Annotated in this window: 17 protein-coding genes; 7 read left to right on the forward strand and 10 right to left on the reverse strand. The window is 73.2% G+C overall.

The window, feature by feature from the left end; all coding sequences use genetic code 11:
* Positions 1–494: 494 nt before the first annotated feature.
* On the forward strand, positions 495–887 hold the full coding sequence (locus ACSMTC_RS02720; protein WP_436557721.1) for an aggregation-promoting factor C-terminal-like domain-containing protein: 393 nt from the start codon (positions 495–497) through the stop codon (positions 885–887).
* A gap of 82 nt (positions 888–969) precedes the next feature.
* On the opposite strand, the gene ACSMTC_RS02725 is transcribed toward ACSMTC_RS02720, so the two are convergent.
* The 3 genes from ACSMTC_RS02725 to ACSMTC_RS02735 all read right to left on the reverse strand — a co-directional run bounded on the left by ACSMTC_RS02725 (position 970) and on the right by ACSMTC_RS02735 (position 5,194).
* Positions 970–3,123 (reverse strand): SpoIIE family protein phosphatase, encoded by a 2,154-nt coding sequence (locus tag ACSMTC_RS02725; RefSeq protein WP_436558008.1) that lies wholly within the window; start codon positions 3,121–3,123, stop codon positions 970–972.
* A 378-nt stretch (positions 3,124–3,501) separates the two neighbouring features.
* On the reverse strand, positions 3,502–3,960 hold the full coding sequence (locus ACSMTC_RS02730; protein ID WP_436558009.1) for a DUF5709 domain-containing protein: 459 nt from the start codon (positions 3,958–3,960) through the stop codon (positions 3,502–3,504).
* Positions 3,961–4,513: 553 nt separating this feature from the next.
* Entirely contained in the window at positions 4,514–5,194 is a 681-nt protein-coding gene (locus tag ACSMTC_RS02735; protein ID WP_436558010.1) for a hypothetical protein, read from the reverse strand.
* Between the two features lie 326 nt (positions 5,195–5,520).
* On the opposite strand from ACSMTC_RS02735, the gene ACSMTC_RS02740 reads away from it, so the two are divergent.
* Together ACSMTC_RS02740 and ACSMTC_RS02745 are read left to right on the forward strand one after the other, a co-directional pair.
* The gene (locus ACSMTC_RS02740) at positions 5,521–6,063 is read left to right on the forward strand and encodes a DUF6328 family protein (protein ID WP_436558011.1); all 543 of its coding nucleotides are present in this window, start codon (positions 5,521–5,523) and stop codon (positions 6,061–6,063) included.
* Positions 6,064–6,256: 193 nt separating this feature from the next.
* Positions 6,257–6,766, forward strand: coding sequence for a universal stress protein (locus ACSMTC_RS02745; RefSeq protein WP_436558012.1), 510 nt, complete (start codon positions 6,257–6,259; stop codon positions 6,764–6,766).
* A gap of 254 nt (positions 6,767–7,020) precedes the next feature.
* Here the strand turns inward: ACSMTC_RS02745 and ACSMTC_RS02750 are convergent, their stop codons facing one another.
* Together ACSMTC_RS02750 and ACSMTC_RS02755 are read right to left on the reverse strand one after the other, a co-directional pair.
* The gene (locus ACSMTC_RS02750) at positions 7,021–8,115 is read right to left on the reverse strand and encodes a PP2C family protein-serine/threonine phosphatase (RefSeq protein ID WP_436558013.1); all 1,095 of its coding nucleotides are present in this window, start codon (positions 8,113–8,115) and stop codon (positions 7,021–7,023) included.
* A gap of 242 nt (positions 8,116–8,357) precedes the next feature.
* Complete coding sequence (locus tag ACSMTC_RS02755; RefSeq protein WP_436558014.1) at positions 8,358–9,014, reverse strand: NADPH-dependent FMN reductase; 657 nt, start codon at positions 9,012–9,014, stop codon at positions 8,358–8,360.
* A gap of 339 nt (positions 9,015–9,353) precedes the next feature.
* On the opposite strand from ACSMTC_RS02755, the gene ACSMTC_RS02760 reads away from it, so the two are divergent.
* Complete coding sequence (locus ACSMTC_RS02760; protein WP_436558015.1) at positions 9,354–9,650, forward strand: hypothetical protein; 297 nt, start codon at positions 9,354–9,356, stop codon at positions 9,648–9,650.
* Positions 9,651–9,818: 168 nt separating this feature from the next.
* The gene (locus tag ACSMTC_RS02765) at positions 9,819–10,949 is read left to right on the forward strand and encodes a PP2C family protein-serine/threonine phosphatase (RefSeq protein WP_436558016.1); all 1,131 of its coding nucleotides are present in this window, start codon (positions 9,819–9,821) and stop codon (positions 10,947–10,949) included.
* Between the two features lie 126 nt (positions 10,950–11,075).
* Here ACSMTC_RS02765 and ACSMTC_RS02770 read toward each other — a convergent pair whose 3' ends face one another.
* On the reverse strand, positions 11,076–11,258 hold the full coding sequence (locus tag ACSMTC_RS02770; RefSeq protein WP_436558017.1) for a hypothetical protein: 183 nt from the start codon (positions 11,256–11,258) through the stop codon (positions 11,076–11,078).
* A 234-nt stretch (positions 11,259–11,492) separates the two neighbouring features.
* The gene (locus tag ACSMTC_RS02775; RefSeq protein WP_436558018.1) at positions 11,493–12,023 is read right to left on the reverse strand and encodes a hypothetical protein; all 531 of its coding nucleotides are present in this window, start codon (positions 12,021–12,023) and stop codon (positions 11,493–11,495) included.
* Positions 12,024–12,187: 164 nt separating this feature from the next.
* Between ACSMTC_RS02775 and ACSMTC_RS02780 the strand changes: the two genes are divergently transcribed.
* Together ACSMTC_RS02780 and ACSMTC_RS02785 are read left to right on the forward strand one after the other, a co-directional pair.
* Positions 12,188–12,622, forward strand: coding sequence for a MarR family winged helix-turn-helix transcriptional regulator (locus ACSMTC_RS02780; protein WP_436558019.1), 435 nt, complete (start codon positions 12,188–12,190; stop codon positions 12,620–12,622).
* Positions 12,619–13,053, forward strand: coding sequence for a hypothetical protein (locus tag ACSMTC_RS02785; RefSeq protein WP_436558020.1), 435 nt, complete (start codon positions 12,619–12,621; stop codon positions 13,051–13,053). The genes ACSMTC_RS02780 and ACSMTC_RS02785 overlap by 4 nt, the downstream gene beginning before the upstream one ends.
* Positions 13,054–13,171: 118 nt before the next feature.
* On the opposite strand, the gene ACSMTC_RS02790 is transcribed toward ACSMTC_RS02785, so the two are convergent.
* Genes ACSMTC_RS02790 through ACSMTC_RS02800 form a run of 3 tightly spaced genes read right to left on the reverse strand, consistent with a single transcriptional unit; the run spans position 13,172 to position 16,482 of the window.
* Positions 13,172–14,359, reverse strand: coding sequence for a cytochrome P450 (locus ACSMTC_RS02790; RefSeq protein ID WP_436558021.1), 1,188 nt, complete (start codon positions 14,357–14,359; stop codon positions 13,172–13,174).
* Between the two features lie 30 nt (positions 14,360–14,389).
* Positions 14,390–15,583, reverse strand: a complete 1,194-nt coding sequence (locus ACSMTC_RS02795; protein WP_436558022.1) for an acyl-CoA dehydrogenase family protein — start codon at positions 15,581–15,583, stop codon at positions 14,390–14,392.
* Positions 15,580–16,482 (reverse strand): hypothetical protein, encoded by a 903-nt coding sequence (locus tag ACSMTC_RS02800; protein ID WP_436558023.1) that lies wholly within the window; start codon positions 16,480–16,482, stop codon positions 15,580–15,582. Before ACSMTC_RS02800 ends, ACSMTC_RS02795 begins: the two co-directional genes overlap by 4 nt.
* Positions 16,483–16,488: the final 6 nt, after the last annotated feature.

Here is a 16,488-nt window from a genome sequence, read left to right on the forward strand (position 1 = left end):
ACGGTGGCCACAGCCGGCCAAGGGTCCACTACCAGGCATAGTCGCCCACTCCCACCGGCTGCGCGGCGCCCTGCCCGCCGGGGTCACCGCCTCGGGGACACCAGACGCCCCACCGGTCGACCGGTGCGGCATCGGCGCACCTCAGGGCCGTGATCACGGTGCGCGGGAGAGAGTTCGGGGGTGGGGTTTGAGGGGCGGGTCGGGGGGTACGCGGGTGCGGCCTGTGGGCGGCGGTCGGTGGTGGTGCTACGACGCCGCGTCGTGGACGGGGCGTTTCCGGGGCCTTGGAGAGCGCCGCCCGGCCCGCTAACAATGGCTTCAGTCGCCACGACGCATCGGGCTTCTCGCCCGGCTCGTGGCCGACCGGCTCGGATCACGCGGATTCAGTTCGCCTGAACCAAACGATCCAGGTGCCGGGCCACACCGGGTGCACCATCCCCCTGATTCGGGGGTTGTGCGGGTGTGTATTCCTGTCCCCTGAGTTAGGACCGCTCTTGTCTGCTTCGTTCACCGCTCGTCTGCGTAAGTCCGCTGCCCTGTTCGCCGGTGCCGCCTGTGTGGCCACCATCGGTGCCGTGGTCGCCCCGACCGCCGCGTCCGCTGCTACTCCGCAGCAGATCGCCGCGAGCATCGTCCCGGCGGACCAGCTGGCCTCCTTCAGCAACATCATTTCGCACGAGAGCGGCTGGAGCGTCACCGCGACCAACCCGAGCAGCGGTTCCTACGGTCTGGGGCAGGCTCTGCCGGCCTCCAAGATGGCCTCCGAGGGTGCGGACTGGAAGACCAACCCGACCACCCAGATCAAGTGGGCCTACAAGTACATGTGCGAGCGCTACGGCAGCCCGAACGCCGCCTGGTCCTTCTGGGCCGCCCACCACTGGTACTAAACCGACCCACGGCTCCCCGCAGCCTCACCCGAAAGGGGCCCGGTGCACACGCACCGGGCCCCTTTCGGCCTGCCCGTCCGCCTCACCGGGGAACGGACCGGACCAGCAGCAGCGCGATGTCGTCGGTGCGGTGGCCGGTCTGCTCGGCATGGCCGATCAGCTCATCGGCCACCCGCTCCAGCGGCTCGTCGCCGCAGCGGGCGAAGGTGTCGGCCAGGCCGTCCAGCACCCGGTCGATGTCGGTACCCGGCCGCTCGATCAGGCCGTCGGTGAACAGGGCCAGGACGGTCCCGACCGGCAGTCCGATCCGGGTCAGTGGGTACTCGGCGTCGGCCTCCACGTTCAGCACCAGGCCGCCCCGCAGGATCGGCACCCGCGCCCGGCCGTCACGCCCGCGCAGCAGGGGCGGCGGGTGCCCGGCGTTCGCCAGCCAGACCTCCCGCTGGGACAGGTCGACCCGCAGATAGGTACAGCTGGCCAGCAGGGTGGTCCCCAGTTCGAACAGCAGCCGGTTGGTGCGGGAGAGCACGGTACGCGGATCGGCGTCCGCCGTCGCGTAGGCGTGCACGGCGGTCCTGATCTGCCCCATCAGGGCGGCGGCGTTGACGTTGTGGCCCTCGACGTCGCCGATGACGATGGCCGCGGTGTCGCGGTCGATCCGGATGAGGTCGTAGAAGTCGCCGCCGATGTCCATACCGTCGGTGCCCGGCAGGTAGCGGGCCGCGCTCTCCAGGCCCGGGATCACCGGCAGGGCGTGCGGCAGCAGGCTCTCCTGGAGCCCCTGGGCGAGGCCGAGTTTGGTGTCGTACAGCCGGGCGCGGTCGAGGGCCTGGGCGATCAGGCCGCCCAGCGCGGTGAGTACGGCCCGTTCGTCCAGGGTGAAGAGGTGCGGCTCGGCGAAGGCCAGCACACAGGTGCCGATCAGCCGGCCCGAGACCACCAGCGGCAGGTACGCCCAGGCGGCCATGCCGTCCTGGGTCTCCCGGCGGCCCGGGTAGAGCCGTTCCAGCTCCGTACGGTTCTCGTAGAAGGCCGGTACCGGGTTGATCAGGGCCTGGACACCCGGCGTGGCGGCGGTCAGCGGGGTGCCGTCGAACTGCTCGACCAGGCCGGGCGGATAGCCGCAGTGGCCGACGATGCGCAGCCGGCCGCTCTCGGTCATCAGCACGGCCACCGCCTGGCCGCCGAAGGCCGGCACGATCTGGTCGGAGACCATGCTCACCACGTCGTGCACGCTGACCGCCTCGGTCAGCGCACTCGCGAGGTGCAGGATGTGGTACAGGACCCCGGCCCGGGTGGGTACGGCGGGACCGGCGACCGCCCGGGCGTCCGGCAGGTCCCGCTGGGCGACCTCGGCGCCGGTGATGCGTATGGTGAGCCCGGACTTGTCCGGGTAGAGCTGGAAGGACAGCCAGCGGTCCGGCGGTCGCAGTGCCACGAACGCCATGGGCTGCCCGCTTATCACCGCCGCCCGGTACCGGTCCTCGTACACGGGATCGCGGAGCCACGGCAGCAGCACCCAGGGCCGGACGCCGAGCAGCCTGTCGGTGCTCTCGCCCAGCAGTTCGGCGGCGGTCTCGGTGACGACGGTCAGCACACCGCGCTGGTCGATGGCGCAGATGCCCTCGGGCAGTCGCGCCATCATCGCGTCGAGCGCGCTGCGCCGTTCCGTGCCGACCATCAGGGGCCGCGGTCCCGGGCGGACCGGCCGGCCGGCGCGTTCCGCCCGCTCCAGTTCCTCGGCCAGGCTGCGGCCGAGCGCGGTGAGCCCTCCGCGCTCCCAGGAGGACAGCTCGCCCGGGTGGGTGGCGGGCCAGAGCAGGAACACGGCGCCGTACGTGCGCTGCCCGGCCGTGAGCGGGATGGCCGCGAGGCAGAAGGCATAGGGCAGGGCCACCGCGAGCCGCGGATACCGCCGTGCCATCTCCGGCGCGCCGCCCACCCAGACCAGGCGGTCCTCGCGCACCGCGTCGGCCACCGGGATCGGCGCGGCCAGGCCGATGCGTTCCCAGGGCCGGATGAACTGGCGTCCCGATCCGAGTGTGATCGCCAGGTGGAGCACGTGCAGGTCGTCCGAGAGCAGGTACAGCCCGCCGATGTGGGCGCCCAGTCCGATCGAGGCCGACCGCAGGATCGGCGCCAGCACCCCGAGGCCGCCCTCGACGACCGGCCTCGCCCCGCCACCGGGACGGGGCCGGGAGAGTGCGGACGACGACGTGCCCACCACCTCGATCACCTTGCCTCCAGCCGACGAGGTGCGTCCGCGACGGCTTCGTTCCCATAGTCGCGCCGACGGCGTGGAATGTCCCGCAGGGCGTGTGGCGGTCCCCGGCCCGCGCTCCGTCCGGCCGGAAGCGGTGATCGGCGCGGACTCGGACGCGTCCCGGCGGTACCCGCGCCGGGCACCGGCCGGCTTACCGGCCCCCGGCCGCACTCCGGCACTCGAAGGTCACCGTGGTTTCCCAGCAGGACTTCTGACGGCCAGTCATCTCCAGCGGGGCCCGTCCATGGGGAATGCCCGCCGGGCCCCGCGCAGAACCGAGCGGGGTACGTCGCCAGGATCCGGCGCCCGGTACACGGGCCGCGAGCGGCCTTCGGCCGCGCACGGCGTCGGTCACCAGTCGAGCGCCTCGGGGTCGTCGGTGGTGTGCATGGCCGCTTCCTCCGCCGTCGCCGCGCCGCCGCAGATCCCGACGTCCTCCGCGATCATGTCGCTGCGCGCGTCCGTGGCCGCGATCAGCCTGCCGGACCGCCGCTCGCCCACCTCCGTGTCGATCAGCTCCGCGTCGGTGCCGTAGGTGTCGCCGATCCCGTTACCCTCGGGTGTCGCGACCTCCGGCAGCTCCGCCGCCAACCGCCGTTCCAGACTCTCGCGTTCACGCTGCTCGGTCGCGGTGGTCCCGTGGCGGTTCACCGCGAGCGGGCGGTCCGGCGGGGCGTAGCCTTCGTCGAGCGCCGACTCCAGACCTCGGTCCACCAGGGTGTCCTCCGGCTCCAACGGTCCGATGTCGTCCTGTACTTCGGAGCGGTCGGGCTGGTACACCTCGTCACCCATCAACTCGTCGCCCGGCATGAGACTCTCCTTCGCTGGCCATGGCCCCCTCGCGTGGCCGGGGTGTCCGCCACCAGCCGTGCGGGCCGACGGGTGGCGGCGCTGCCAGGGCGTCCGCCGCACCCCGGCAGGGCCGCGCGGAGAGGCCGCAACCGGCACCGCCGCCACGCAGCTCCTCGACGGTGGCGGACGCCCGCCAGGCAGCGGGTGACCGCCCGTGCAACGGACGTCCCTACCAGCGTCCCACGCCCTGGCCCGGGTCGCAGGCTCGTGCCGGATCGCCCCCGTTCGCCCGCCGACCGCCGCACCATGGCGGCCGGTGCGGCGGCCGTGCGGGCGCGCGCCCGGGGGGCGATCCGCCGGGCGGCGGCCGGGGAGCGGCACCGGCCGCCGGGCCACGTCGTCACGGTGGAGGCCCGGTGTACACCCGGGCGACAGCGGTGGGCGGTGCGGTCGCAGCGGCGGACGTCGCCCGAGCCGGCCGGGGGCTTCGCCGGGAACTCGACGGCGCCGAGCGGCGGGGAATGCGACGCGACCGGTCCGGACCGGTCCGCCGGGAGCGGCGCCAGGGCCCCTACCGGTTCGGCCGCTCGACCTGGAACGCGGCGGCACTCTCGATCGCCGGGCGGAGCGCGGCGGTCACGGTCCGTACGCAGCCGGCCAGCGCCGCTGCGGACGACCACCCGCCGGAACGCCACAGCAGCAGCTCGCCGCCGCTCACCCGCCAGCTGAACGGCTCTGGCGCGGCCAGCAGTTGGTGTACCTCGGAGGCCGGCAGCATCGTCCTGACGTGGTGCGGATCTCGGGCGTAGATCCGGTAGTGGCTGTCGAAGTCGGCCACCCCGGTGGGCACCGGAGCGTCGGGGACGGGTTCGACGACCCTCACCGAGTGGAACGCCGGCTCGTGCCGCACCTCGACCTCGCCGAGCGGAACCGGCAGCTCCACCAGCGCGACTCCGTAGACATGGGTCGAGCCGTTCTCACGGCAGCTGTAGCCGGCCGATGTGAGCACCGACCGGTCGAGCTCGCCGGTCACCTGATCGACCAGCCGCCGCGACGTGCCGTAGTGGAAGGGCGGCGCGGACGGAAGCCGCTCAAGGCCGAACTCCGGCCGGGCGATGAACCCATGACGCCGGGTCAATTCATCGGCGATCGCCCTGGCACGGCGCCGGTCCAGGTACGGGCCGAGCCGCGGAGCGGTCAGCACCAGAGCGGCCAGGCCGAGGAGGAGGACGATCGGGACGATGACACGCATGGCGCCTCCACGGGTCGATACCGTGTCGACGGCGCCCCCGAGGCCAGGCGGGGCAGCCGCGACCCTCACGCCGACCAGACTTCCCGGCACACCACCACCGACAGTACCCAACCGCCGACGAAACGCGACAGGCCTTCTTCGGCCGCCCGCCGACAGGGCCGGCATCGGCGCGAAACCGCCCATGGCTCGGCGCGAAAGCACTCATGCCATCGATGCGGAGCGGTCCGCCGGCCAGGGCGCCGCGGCGCGTTCGAGACCGGGGTGGCCCGGTCCGGTGGGCGGCGCGGCTCAGCCGCACACCCGGGGTCGGGGTGGACAGTGGGGTCATGCCGACACCAGAGCCGCCACCCGGGCCGCCGCCACCGGAGCCGACACCTGGGCCGAAACGGGAGCCGGAACCCGCCGAGACGCGTTTCGAGACGCGTTTCGAGACACCGCAGCAGCGGGCGAACCGCAATCTCGTCGAGCTTCTGCAGGAACTGCGCGTGCTGCAGACGGGTGTGCAGATCCTCCTCGCCTTCCTCCTCGGCATCGCCTTCACGGAGCGCTTCACCGGGCTCGACGGCACCCAGAAGGCCGTCTACGTGACCACCTTCCTGCTGACCGTCGCCTCCGCCGCGGTCCTGTCCACACCGGTGGCACTGCACCGCGGCCTGTTCCACCGGGGCGCCAAGCGCCGCATCGTGGACCTGTCCACCCGGCTCACCCAGGTCGGCCTCGCCTTTCTCGCACTCGCGCTCAACGGCGCGGTCCTGCTGCTGATGGACGTCGTCCTCGGCCGCACGGCCGCCATCGCCATCGTGTCCGTGACCGCCGTGATGTTCGCCGTCCTGTGGTTCCTCCTCCCCCGGGTGCTGCGCCGCTGGTGAGGGCGGTGGTGCGCCACGGTCCGGCCGCGCCCGCTGGGTGGGTTGCCCGCCTCAGAACCGCCCGCATCATGCAAGGGAAAGTTCGCAAAACTCTTTCGATTTGCAGGCAGATCGAGGAACATGGCAGCATAATCACAGGCATCAAGAGGAATGATCCGCCAAGGCGGACAAGAGCGGAAAGAAGCCAGGACCCATGTCGGACGGCGCGCGCGTCATCGTCGGTGTCAGTGGTTCGTTGAACAGCATGACCGCACTGCACCGCGCGGTCGACGAGGCCCGCGCCCGGCAGGCGGTGCTGGTTCCGGTACTGGCCTGGACACCCGTGGGCGGCGAGCGCAACTACCGCGCCCACCCGTGTCCGCCGCTGATGCGGGCCTGGGAGGCGGCCGCCGGTGCGCGACTGGAGCGCGCCTTCGAGGAGGCGTTCGGCGGGTTCCCCGTCGGGGTCCGGGTGGAGCCGCTGGTGATCCGCGGCGAGGCCGGTCCCGCGCTGGTCGAGATCGCGGACCGGCCGGGCGACCTGCTGGTCATCAGCACCGGCCGCCGTGGCGTGCTGAAGCGCCTCCTGCGCGGCTCGGTGGGCCGGTACTGCCTGGCTCACGCCGGCTGCCCCGTCATGGCCGTTCCGCCGTCCGCGCTCTACACGGAGCTGCGGAGCATCACCCGCAGCCTCGACCTCCGAGAGCTGTCGCACGCGGCCTGACGCCCCGCGGGTCCGCGGCCGGCCCGCATCACCCCGGCCGGTTTCGGCGACATCAGCGGCCGGGATCCGTACGGGAGTTGGTGGAGCGTCCCGCCCCTGCCGCAGGGCGGCGACCCGTTCGGCGGCCCCCGCCGCGCCGCTCACCGGGACGTCCGGGGCGACCCCGGGCCGTCACCGCATCACGAGACGGCGGATCCGCCTCACGGCCACGCGGGCACGATCACGGCCGCGGGCGGGGTCCTCCCGGGACCGGGTCACCGGTCCCGGCGAACGGCGAGCAGGGCAGCGTCGTCCGTCAGTCCGGAACCGACGAACGCCCGGACGTCGACGAGCAGTTCGTCCAGCAGTGCCTCCGGATCCCCGTGCGCCAGCACGGCCAGGCGCTGGGCGAGCGGGTAGAACCGGTTCCCCGAGTCCCGGGCCTCGGACACGCCGTCCGTGTAGAGCAGCAGCAGATCGCCGTGGTCGAAGGCGAACGACCAGGCCCGGTAGTCCCCGCCGACCAGACCGAGCAGCCCCAGCGGGGGTGCCTCGACGGGCGGCTCCACCTCGCCGACCCGGCCTTCGTGGCACAGCAGCGGTGGCGGGTGGCCGCAGTTGACCGTGATCGCCGGGCCCGGTGCGTCGGGAATGCCGATCAGCACCGCCGTGACGAACTCCTCGCTCGCCGGGCGGCGGGCGAGCGCCGAGTCCAGCCGTCTGGCGACCTCCGTCAGGTCCGGCTCGGCCCGCGCCGCCTCCCGGAACACCCCGAGCACGTCGGCGGCGGTCTCCACCGCGGCCAGCCCCTTGCCGCACACGTCCCCGAGGAGCAGCCGCACACCGTACGGGGTCCGCATCACCTCGTACAGGTCCCCGCCGATCCGCGCCTCGGCCTCGGCCGCCACATAGCGCACCGCCACCACCAGTGGTCCCAGCCGCCGGGGCACCAGCCGCAGCAGCGCCCGCTGCGCCGCCTCGGCGACCGTGCGGACCCTGGCCAGCTCCCGCTCCTGGGCCCGCACCACCACGACGTTGGCGCAGGTGAAGAAGGTGATCATGACCACCGTCACCGCCGCGGTCGCCATGACACCGCTCGGCACGCCCACATCGTAGAGCGCCAGGAGGACGACGATGACGCTGGCGACCACTCCGGCCGCCAACGGAAGCAGCACTCGACGGGTGCCCACACCGGCCAGTACCGGGAGGGCGGCGAGGACCGGGGCGAACGTGGTGTCGGTTCCGGTGACGAAGTCCACCGCCACGGCCGCCGCCACCAGCAGGTAGCCACCGGCCGTGAGCCTGCGTGACCACTTGGGCAGGAGTCGCGGTCGGCGCCACGATCCGCCGCCGTTGAAGACCTCAGACACCGGACTGCCCTTCTGTCCCGCTCGCCCCCTCAGCCGAGCCGTTCCCCCTCTCCACAGTCAATCGCCTGCCGCCCTCCCGCGACAGGACTCCCGAGAACGGCCCCGGTCCGCGTGCCCCGGGGACCGGCCAGTGGGGGGAACCGGCCGGGCGGCCGCGGAGCGCTGTCGGCTGCCGTGGGCATCCGGACCTCCACAGCCGTCGACACCGCCGTCGGCCGTCACCGGTCCGGCCCGTGGAGCGGCTACGACTCGGCCCGTTGGGTGATGGCCGCCTCGGTCCGGTCCCCGAGGAACTCGTACCAGCGGCGCTCCAGGCAGACGTAGCGCACATCGGCTCTGACGAGGCTGAGGAAGCCCTCCACGGTCTCGGTGAGGCGCTGCCGCAGCCCGGGGTCCTTGAGCGCCCCGTCGGCGAAGGCCTCGTACGCGTTGGCCAGGCTGAACATGTCCGGATAGACGCGGGTGCCGAGGTGCTCGAGCGGGACCCGCAGTGCCCACAGCCCGCGGTTGCCGCCGACCAGGGACGGGGAGGCGGAGACGAGCAACGCGTGCTTGGTCTTGAACGGCTGCGGCCGGACCCGCGAGACCCAGTCGATCGCGTTCTTCAGCACCCCCGGCACCGAGCCGTTGTACTCGGGCGAGGAGATGACGAAGGCGTCGCACTGCTCGATCCGGTCGCGCAGTGCGAGGGCGCCGGCCGGCAGGCCTCGGTCGGCCTCCATGTCGCCGTCGTACATCGGCATCTCGAACTCGCGCATGGCCGCGAGGTCGACGGCGGCACCGGTGTCCGCGATCAGGTGGGCCACCAGGGAGGCGAGCTGGGCGTTGACGGATTCGGCCCGCAGCGCGGCGCCGAAGACCAGGATCCGCAGCGGGCCGGGGGGAGCGTCCGTGGGCATGGAGTACGTCCTTCTGTCGTCTGGGCTCGCGCCGGGGCGGGGAAGCACGGGGAATAGTGTGGCCACGCCGGGACCGCTGTGCGACATGCTTGGGCCATCCGGGGGAACGCCGCTGGGCCTTCCGGGGTGACGCCGCCGCTACGGCGCGGGACCGGGAGGACAGGGCGCCGCGTCCTGGTCGGGCCCGGGTGGTGCGGCCGCGGCCGGAACACCAGGCCGGGCCCGACCGCGACGGCTTCAACGGCGGTCCGGTGTAGCGGAGTTCCGCAGAAGCGTTACCTGCGGTCTCGCGACTCCGCCGACTACGCCATGGTGACGCCCGGCCGGGAAGCTGTGCATATGCCAAACGACTATGACGGAACCGCGATGCTCCACGGGCTGGCCCGGCAGGCGCAGGCGTGGAGTCGGCCGTTCCGCCTCGACCCGTCGTCCGCGCCACCCGCCGCGCTCGATCGGCTGGTGGCCTGGTGGTCGCGCCATCGAGACCCGCTCGGGGTGCCGGCGACGGCCGCCGCCGTCGGCATCCGGGGCCTTCTGGCAGCCGTCCCGCCACCGTTCCACGGGGTGGACCCTGCTCCGCCAGGACCGGGCGGAGCCCCACCGCACCGTACCGGACGGGCCCGGGCGGACCGGTGAGCCGGACCGGTCCGGACCGCGGCCGAGAAGGCGGGTCCCACGGGGTGTTCCGCTGGTGGGGTACCGCCCGTACCAGGGTCTTCGGGTCCTGACGTGGCGCCGCGCGCGGGGCTCCCGGAGGCGCCCGACGCCCGGCGCGCCTCCGGAGGGACTTCATATACTGCCCATATGACCGGTCCGACGCGGTTGACGCCGAAAGGCCGGAAACGGATCACTCCGTCCGACTACGTGAACCTCATGCCGTTCGTGCTCATGGCGCTGACGGTTGTGTTGGACCTGGCCACCCCGGTGGATCTGCAGTTCGACCGTCTGCTCTCGGCCGTCCCCGCTCTGGCCGCCTGCACCTACTCGGTCTCGGGGACTCTGTGGATCGGACTGCTCACCCTGGTGGTGAACGTCAGCCTCGCCGCCGGCCAGGGGCTGCTCCTGCGCCCCGGGCACTTCTTCACCGTGGGAGCCATCGCGGCCGTCACCCTGGCCGCCGCTTTGGCCAGCGGCTTCAGGCAACGGCGGGAACGCACCCTCGCCGACGTCCGCTCGGTGGCCGAGACCGCCCAGCGGGTGCTGCTCCGCCCCGTTCCCCACCACCTCGGCCATGTCACCGTCGACACCCTCTACATGGCCGCCGCCGCGGAGGCCCGGATCGGCGGGGACCTGTACGAGGCGATGCGCACCCCGCACGGCGTACGCCTGCTCATCGGCGACGTGCGCGGCAAGGGCCTGCTCGCCGTCGAGGCCGCCGCGATCATGCTGGGCGCCTTCCGCGAGGCCGCACACGACGAACCCGACCTCCCCCACCTGGCACACCGGGTGGAGACCAGCATGATCCGCACCGCGGCCCAGCTGCCGGGCGGCGACGTCGCCGAGCGCTTCGTCACCGCGGTGTTCGTCGAGATCCCCGACGACGAACCGGCCGTCCGCATCGTCAACTGCGGCCACCCGCCCCCGCTGCTCATCCACGACGGGCACGTCCGCGAGGTCGAGGCCACCGCCCCTTCGCCGCCCCTCAACCTGGGGATGCTCGTTCAGGACGGCGGCTACCACGTGGACGTGGTCCCCTTCACGGCCGGTGACCAACTGCTGCTCTACACCGACGGCGTGACCGAGACCCGCGACCTCGGCGGAACCTTCTACCCCCTGGTCGAACGCGTCCGCTCCTGGCTCGCCGCCCCTCCCGGCCAGCTCCTCGACCTCCTCCACCAGGACCTCGTCACCTACAGCAACGGCACTCTCCACGACGACATCGCCGCCCTCGCCGCCAGGCGGCTCCCGACGACGGCCGGGCCGTCGGCCGGTTGACCCGGGACCGGATGTTCCGGCCGCGGAGCGGGGCGTCCGGCCGGTCCGCCGTGGAGCCCGTCCGCACCGCGCGGGTGCGCGGCCGGGCTCGGTCTCCGCATGGCGACGCCGGGGGCACCCGCCGGATCAGGTCTGCGACTCGCCGGGGTCGGCGGGCTCTGATATCGCCTCGCGTACCTGTGGCTCCTCCTCGGCCGGCGATGTCTCCTGCCGGTCCGGCGGCGGCGCGGTGAGGCGGTCCTCCAGTCGGCCGAGCAGCAGCACGGCACCGAGCAGAGCAGGGGGTATGAACAGCACGAGCACCGACATGTGAGCCTCCGGGAGGGACGGTCACGGTTCGCTCGACCCGCCGATCTATCCGCATACAAACTCTATGGTGCGCAGTCCGGCCCCGCCCCCTCGGTCGGCGGGCACCCAACCGGCGCAACCCGTCACCACCAGGGCTGACACCGGGGCGGCGGTCTCGCGCGACCCGGTCGCGGCACACACCCGAACGGGTGAAACCCACCGTGCCAGGTGCCGTGCCACGCGTCCGGGACCGCGTCAGTAGTGGAGCGCCGCCTTGGCCATCACGATGATCACTCCGAGCAGGAGGTTGGCGACGCCGCCGGCCAGCACCATGCGACGCGGGGCACCGGCCCGCAGGACCGGGACGGTCGCCCAGCCGACCTGCTCGGCCAGAGCCACCGCGAGCGCGAACCACGCGGTCCCCTCCGCCCCCAGTTCCAGCAGCGGGCTGATCGCCACGGCGGCGGCCGGCGGGACGGCCACCTTGACGATCGGCCATTCACCGACGGCCACCCTGCGGACGTCCCTGCCGGTCAGCGGCTGCCGCAGCAGCCGCTCCCCCACGATCCGCGCGTAGACGTGCGCCGCCCAGAAGACCACCCCGGTGACCAGCAGGAGCAGCACCAGCTTGATTCTCGGGAACGGGCCGAGAGCTCCGGCGGTGGCCACGACCGAGGCCGCGAGGATCGAGCCGTAGACGGCCCCGGCGTAGTCGGTCCGCGTTACGGCGGGCGGCTTCGGCGCCTCGCCGTCCGCACCGCCGCCCCTGGCAGCTCGACGTCCCACGCTCCCCAGGATCGGTCCGGTCGGACGGGGCCGCAGAGCGACAGCCGCCGGTCGGCCGCACCCACAGCCCCGATGAGAGGGGGCGGCACCGCGCGGGTCCGCGCCCTCCGTACATGGCCGGTTCGACTTGCAGGCGATACTACGAAACCGTAATATCCGAAATCGTGAAGTCCGAATCCGTTCCGTCGGAGCCGTCGGCGCTGCTCGCACTGCAACGCGCGACCCATGCCACGCTCCAGATCATCGCCGCCGAGCTGGTCGACCTCGATCTGACCGCTTCCGAGATCAACGCTCTGGCGAACCTCGCCGACGGACGCGGCCGCACCGTGTCCGAACTGGGCGCGGCCGTGGGCACCCGCCCGACGACGCTGACCGGCGTACTGGACCGGCTCGAACGCCGCGGCCACATCACCCGCGGCGCCCGCGCGGGCGACCGCCGGTCCGTACTCATCGAGTTGACCCCCACCGGCCGTCTGACCGCCGACACGGTCCGGCAGACCCTGACCGATCTGGAGGACCGCGCGCTCGGCGGCCTCTCCCCCACGGAAGTGGCCGGCTTCCACGCCGTCCTGCAGGCCTTGACCGAGGTGTCCCCGTGAACGTTCCCCAGCACGCCCCGAACCCGGGCGAGACGGCCTTCAAGACACTGATGCGGGAGGTGATGGCGGATGCCGACCACTTCGGCCACCGCCAGCACGTCCGGCTGACCTGGCTGGCCGTCCGGCGCTACGGCACCGCCGCCGCGCTGGACCTGGTCGGCGAGGGCATCCGGCAGGCCGCGAGCGACGCGGGGGCGCCGCAGAAGTACCACGCCACCGTCACCCGTGCCTGGGTCGAGCTGGTGGGCCACCGGGCGGACCGGACGGACACCCGTGACTTCGACGCGTTCGCCGAGCAGCACGCCGAGTTGCTCGACAAGCAGCTGCTCGACCGCTACTACCGGCCCGAGACCCTGGCAAGCGACCGGGCCAGGACCACCTGGGTCGAACCCGACCTCTCGCCCTTCCCCTGGCAGCTCACCGGCCGGTGAGACCCCGGGAAGCCCGCCTGTCAGGCACGGCAGTTGAGCATGAGGTGAGTGTGCGCCCGACCGCAAGGCCCGATTCGGCTCCCCCGACCGGTCGGTGAGCCGCGCGCGGCCGGGCGTCTCACCAGGTCACCGGCAGCTCCGCCAGGCCCTGCATCCTGGGCAGGTCCTTCCAGCGGGGTCCCGACTCCGGTGCGGCCGGCCGGAGTTCCGGAAAGCGGTCGAGCAACCGGGCGAGGCAGACCCGGAGTTCCACCGGTACGAGGTGTGCGGCCAGGCAGCGGTGGATGCCGTACCCGAAGGCCAGGTTCGGCGCGCCGGAGCGCTCAGGGTCGAACACGTCGGGCTCGGGGTAGACGGCGGCGTCCCGGTCGGCGGCGTTGATCGACGCGACCACGGGATCGCCGGCGCGGATGAGCACGTCGGCCAGCCGGACGTCCTCGGTGGCCACCCGGAGGCGGCCGTCCGTCAGCAGCAGGTGCCAGCGCAGCATCTCCTCCACCGCGTCCGGCAGCAGCTCGGGGCGGCGGCGCAGCAGCGACCACTGTTCGGGGTGGTGCAGCAGGCCGTGCACGGAGGCCGCGATCAGGTTGGACGTCGTGGTGTGTCCGGCGAAGACGATGGCCTGGCCGAGGCCGACCAGTTCCCGCTCGTCCAGCGCGCCCTCCTGGTCGTGGGCCTCGACCAGTGCGCTGAGCAGGTCCTCGCCCGGCGCGGCCCGGCGCTCGGCCAGCGCCCCCGCCAGGTAGTCGCACATCTTCCGCTGGATCGCGATCACCTCGTCGACGGGTCCGGCACCGGTGATCTCGGCGTTCCAGGCCAGGAGGCGGGGGACGTCCGCCCGCGGGAGTCCCAGCCAGGCGCACACCACGCTGAGCGGCAGCACATCGGTCAGGGCGGGGACGAGGTCGGCCGGCGGGCCCGCCTCCGCCATCGCCTCCAGCAGTCCGTCGACCGTCCGCCCGACCATCGGGGCGAGCCGCTCCATCCGGCCGGCGCTGAAGGCCGGTGCCACCAGCCTGCGCAGCCGCTGGTGGTCCTGTCCGTCGGTCTCCCGCAGCTGGACCACGTCCGGCAGTGTCATGGGCACCCGGTCGAGGCTGGGGCCGCCGGGCCGCGCGGCCTCGGCCGCACTGAACCTGGGGTCGCCGAGGACCAGGCGGACGTCCTGGTACCTGGTCACCAGCCAGGCTTCGTGGCCGCTCGCCAGTACGACCCGGCTGACCGGTTCGCTCTCCCGCAGCCGGGCGAGCTCGGCGTGCGTCCCGGCGGGGTCGGTGCAGCGGAAGGGGAAGGGCCTGGCGGACATCCGGCTCTCCCTTCAGAGCGTGTGGAACGTTCAGAGCCTGTGGAACGCGGGGTCGTAACTCTCACCGAGCGCCGCCCGGCCGATGGTGGCCAGGATGTGATCGTCGTTGTCGTGCCGCTGGTAGAAGGTCAGGTCGCGCAGGATCCGTTCCACCGGTGAGGGCCGGATCAGACTGCGGGCGCCGCAGGCGCGGATGCAGTGGTGAACCGTCTCCTCGGCGAGATGCTCGATCAGATGCCGTGCCTGGCTCCCGGCGATCCTCGCCTCCTCCAGCCTCCCCTCGTCCCACAGTGCGGCGACATGGCGCAGCCACAGGCGTGCCGTGTCGATGTTGACGGCCATCCGTCCCACCCGCTGCTGGACGTACGGGTCCCCGCTCTTGCCCTGGTGCTTCAGGTAGCCCAGTGCGTACCTGTAGGCGGCTTCGGCGGCGCCGAGGAAGCTGGCGGCGTAGTGCGGGACGAACGCGCACTGCCAGTATCCGGCGAGGTAGCTGCCCGGCTCGCCGATCAGCCGGTCGTACGGGAGGAAGGTGCCGTCGAAGCGCACCGCGTGGCTGGCGGTGGCGCGCATGCCGCCCGGGTTCCACCACGAGGTGTCGACGGTCACGGTCGGGTCGCCCAGATCGCAGGCCAGCAGCAGCACTCCGTCCGACGTCCCTGGCGAGTGCCGGGCTCCCCCCGGCCCGGCCCGGTCGACCAGCAGGATCGCCCAACGGGCGCCGGTGGCGCTGGTGGCGAACGCCTTGGTGCCGTGGAGCACCCAGCCGCCGTCGGCGGCTGCCACGGTGGTGCCGAACCGGGGAACCTCGCCCGGTTTGGGGGCCCGCGGCTCACCGCTCCAGGCGGCCCAGATCTCGCCCCGCTCCACCACTCCGCCGAACCAGCGCCGCTTCTGTTCGGCGCTGCCCAGGGCGTCGATCAGGACGAGGGAGTTGGCGTGGCCCTCCCAGCAGCGGGCCAGCGACAGGTCGGCACCCGCGAGCAGCGTCGTCAGCTGCCACAGCGGCAGCGTCTCGCGCTGCTGCGGTCCAAGGCCGAGGCCGCCGTAGTCCGTCGGTACGGCGGCGGCCAGCAGGCCGGCCGCGAACAGGTCGGCGAAGTCGTCGGCCGGGAAGACGGCGTCGCGGTCGTAGCCGTCGGCGCGGGCGGCGAAACTGTCGCGGGCCAGTCTCTCCGCCTGCCGAAGGGCGGTGGTCGCGGGGGTGTGCGCGGTTGTGGTCATGCCTTGGCCGCCTCCTCCGGACGGTGGAAGTGGGCGCGGTACATCACGCTCGCCGCCGGGTCGCCGGGTACGGCGGCGTGGACGTCGATGGTCAGCAGGCCGCGGTTGAGGTAGCCGCAGAGGTAGACCTGCCGTGGGCCGGGCTCGGGGCCGAGCTGCGCCTCGGCCCTGAATCCGATGGCCCGACGACCGTCGACGCCGGTTGCCAGCGGGAGGACGGGCAGCGGGCCCCAGGCGCTGCCGTCGGCCTCCAGGAGCCGCAGCCGCAGCCGGTCCGCCCGCTGCTCCGCCTGTGCGTCCAGCACACCGGTGGTGGCGCGGTCGAAGTTGGTCCACCGGCCGAGCAGCGGCAGGACGTCGAGCGGCCCGGTCGGCCCGGTGCCGGTCGGGCGGTCCTCCTCACGGCTGACCTCCGTCATGACCGCCGCTTCGCCCCGCCCGCCCCCGGGCGATCCTGGCCCGGTTCCCCCGCCGCCGGGCTCCGGCCGGGCCCGGGGACGGCTCTCTCCGGCACCGGCGCACCCTTCGGCCCGCCCGGTCCGGTGGAAGAACTCGCGGGTCCAGTAGTCGGCGCGGGAGCTGCCGTCCCTGAAGACGTTGGACGTGGTGACCACCAGGATCCCGCCCTTGTGGTGGGCCGAGACGACGGTGCGCAGGAAGCCGAAGTCGAAGGCCACGGTGAGTGCGGACGCCGGCACGCCCAGCGTCGTGTACCGCACGGCGGGGGCCACCCCCCAGTCGCGGGAGCCGCCGCCGAAGGCCCGTACCCAGGTCGCGCCGTCGTGCTCCCGCACCTCCAGCCGGGCGATGCCCGGCGAGGAGTGGCCCTCGGTGCTGAGCCAGTCGCCCAGCAGCGGGCTGGTCGGTCCGGTGTGCCGGGTTCCCGTATCGGGCGTCATGGGGAC

This window comes from Kitasatospora sp. HPM-01-4 (genome assembly GCF_051374625.1).
Classification (GTDB): Bacteria; Actinomycetota; Actinomycetes; order Streptomycetales; family Streptomycetaceae; genus Kitasatospora.

What these genes read in the sequence shown, in the direction of transcription:
- ACSMTC_RS02770 (WP_436558017.1), bottom strand. Translation starts at nt 11,258, where the DNA reads ATGTCGGTGCTCGTGCTGTTCATACCCCCTGCTCTGCTCGGTGCCGTG.
- ACSMTC_RS02755 (WP_436558014.1), bottom strand. Translation starts at nt 9,014, where the DNA reads ATGCCCACGGACGCTCCCCCCGGCCCGCTGCGGATCCTGGTCTTCGGC.
- ACSMTC_RS02740 (WP_436558011.1), top strand. Translation starts at nt 5,521, where the DNA reads ATGCCGACACCAGAGCCGCCACCCGGGCCGCCGCCACCGGAGCCGACA.
- ACSMTC_RS02735 (WP_436558010.1), bottom strand. Translation starts at nt 5,194, where the DNA reads ATGCGTGTCATCGTCCCGATCGTCCTCCTCCTCGGCCTGGCCGCTCTG.
- ACSMTC_RS02745 (WP_436558012.1), top strand. Translation starts at nt 6,257, where the DNA reads ATGTCGGACGGCGCGCGCGTCATCGTCGGTGTCAGTGGTTCGTTGAAC.
- ACSMTC_RS02765 (WP_436558016.1), top strand. Translation starts at nt 9,819, where the DNA reads ATGACCGGTCCGACGCGGTTGACGCCGAAAGGCCGGAAACGGATCACT.
- ACSMTC_RS02795 (WP_436558022.1), bottom strand. Translation starts at nt 15,583, where the DNA reads ATGACCACAACCGCGCACACCCCCGCGACCACCGCCCTTCGGCAGGCG.
- ACSMTC_RS02760 (WP_436558015.1), top strand. Translation starts at nt 9,354, where the DNA reads ATGCCAAACGACTATGACGGAACCGCGATGCTCCACGGGCTGGCCCGG.
- ACSMTC_RS02730 (WP_436558009.1), bottom strand. Translation starts at nt 3,960, where the DNA reads ATGCCGGGCGACGAGTTGATGGGTGACGAGGTGTACCAGCCCGACCGC.
- ACSMTC_RS02790 (WP_436558021.1), bottom strand. Translation starts at nt 14,359, where the DNA reads ATGTCCGCCAGGCCCTTCCCCTTCCGCTGCACCGACCCCGCCGGGACG.
- ACSMTC_RS02800 (WP_436558023.1), bottom strand. Translation starts at nt 16,482, where the DNA reads ATGACGCCCGATACGGGAACCCGGCACACCGGACCGACCAGCCCGCTG.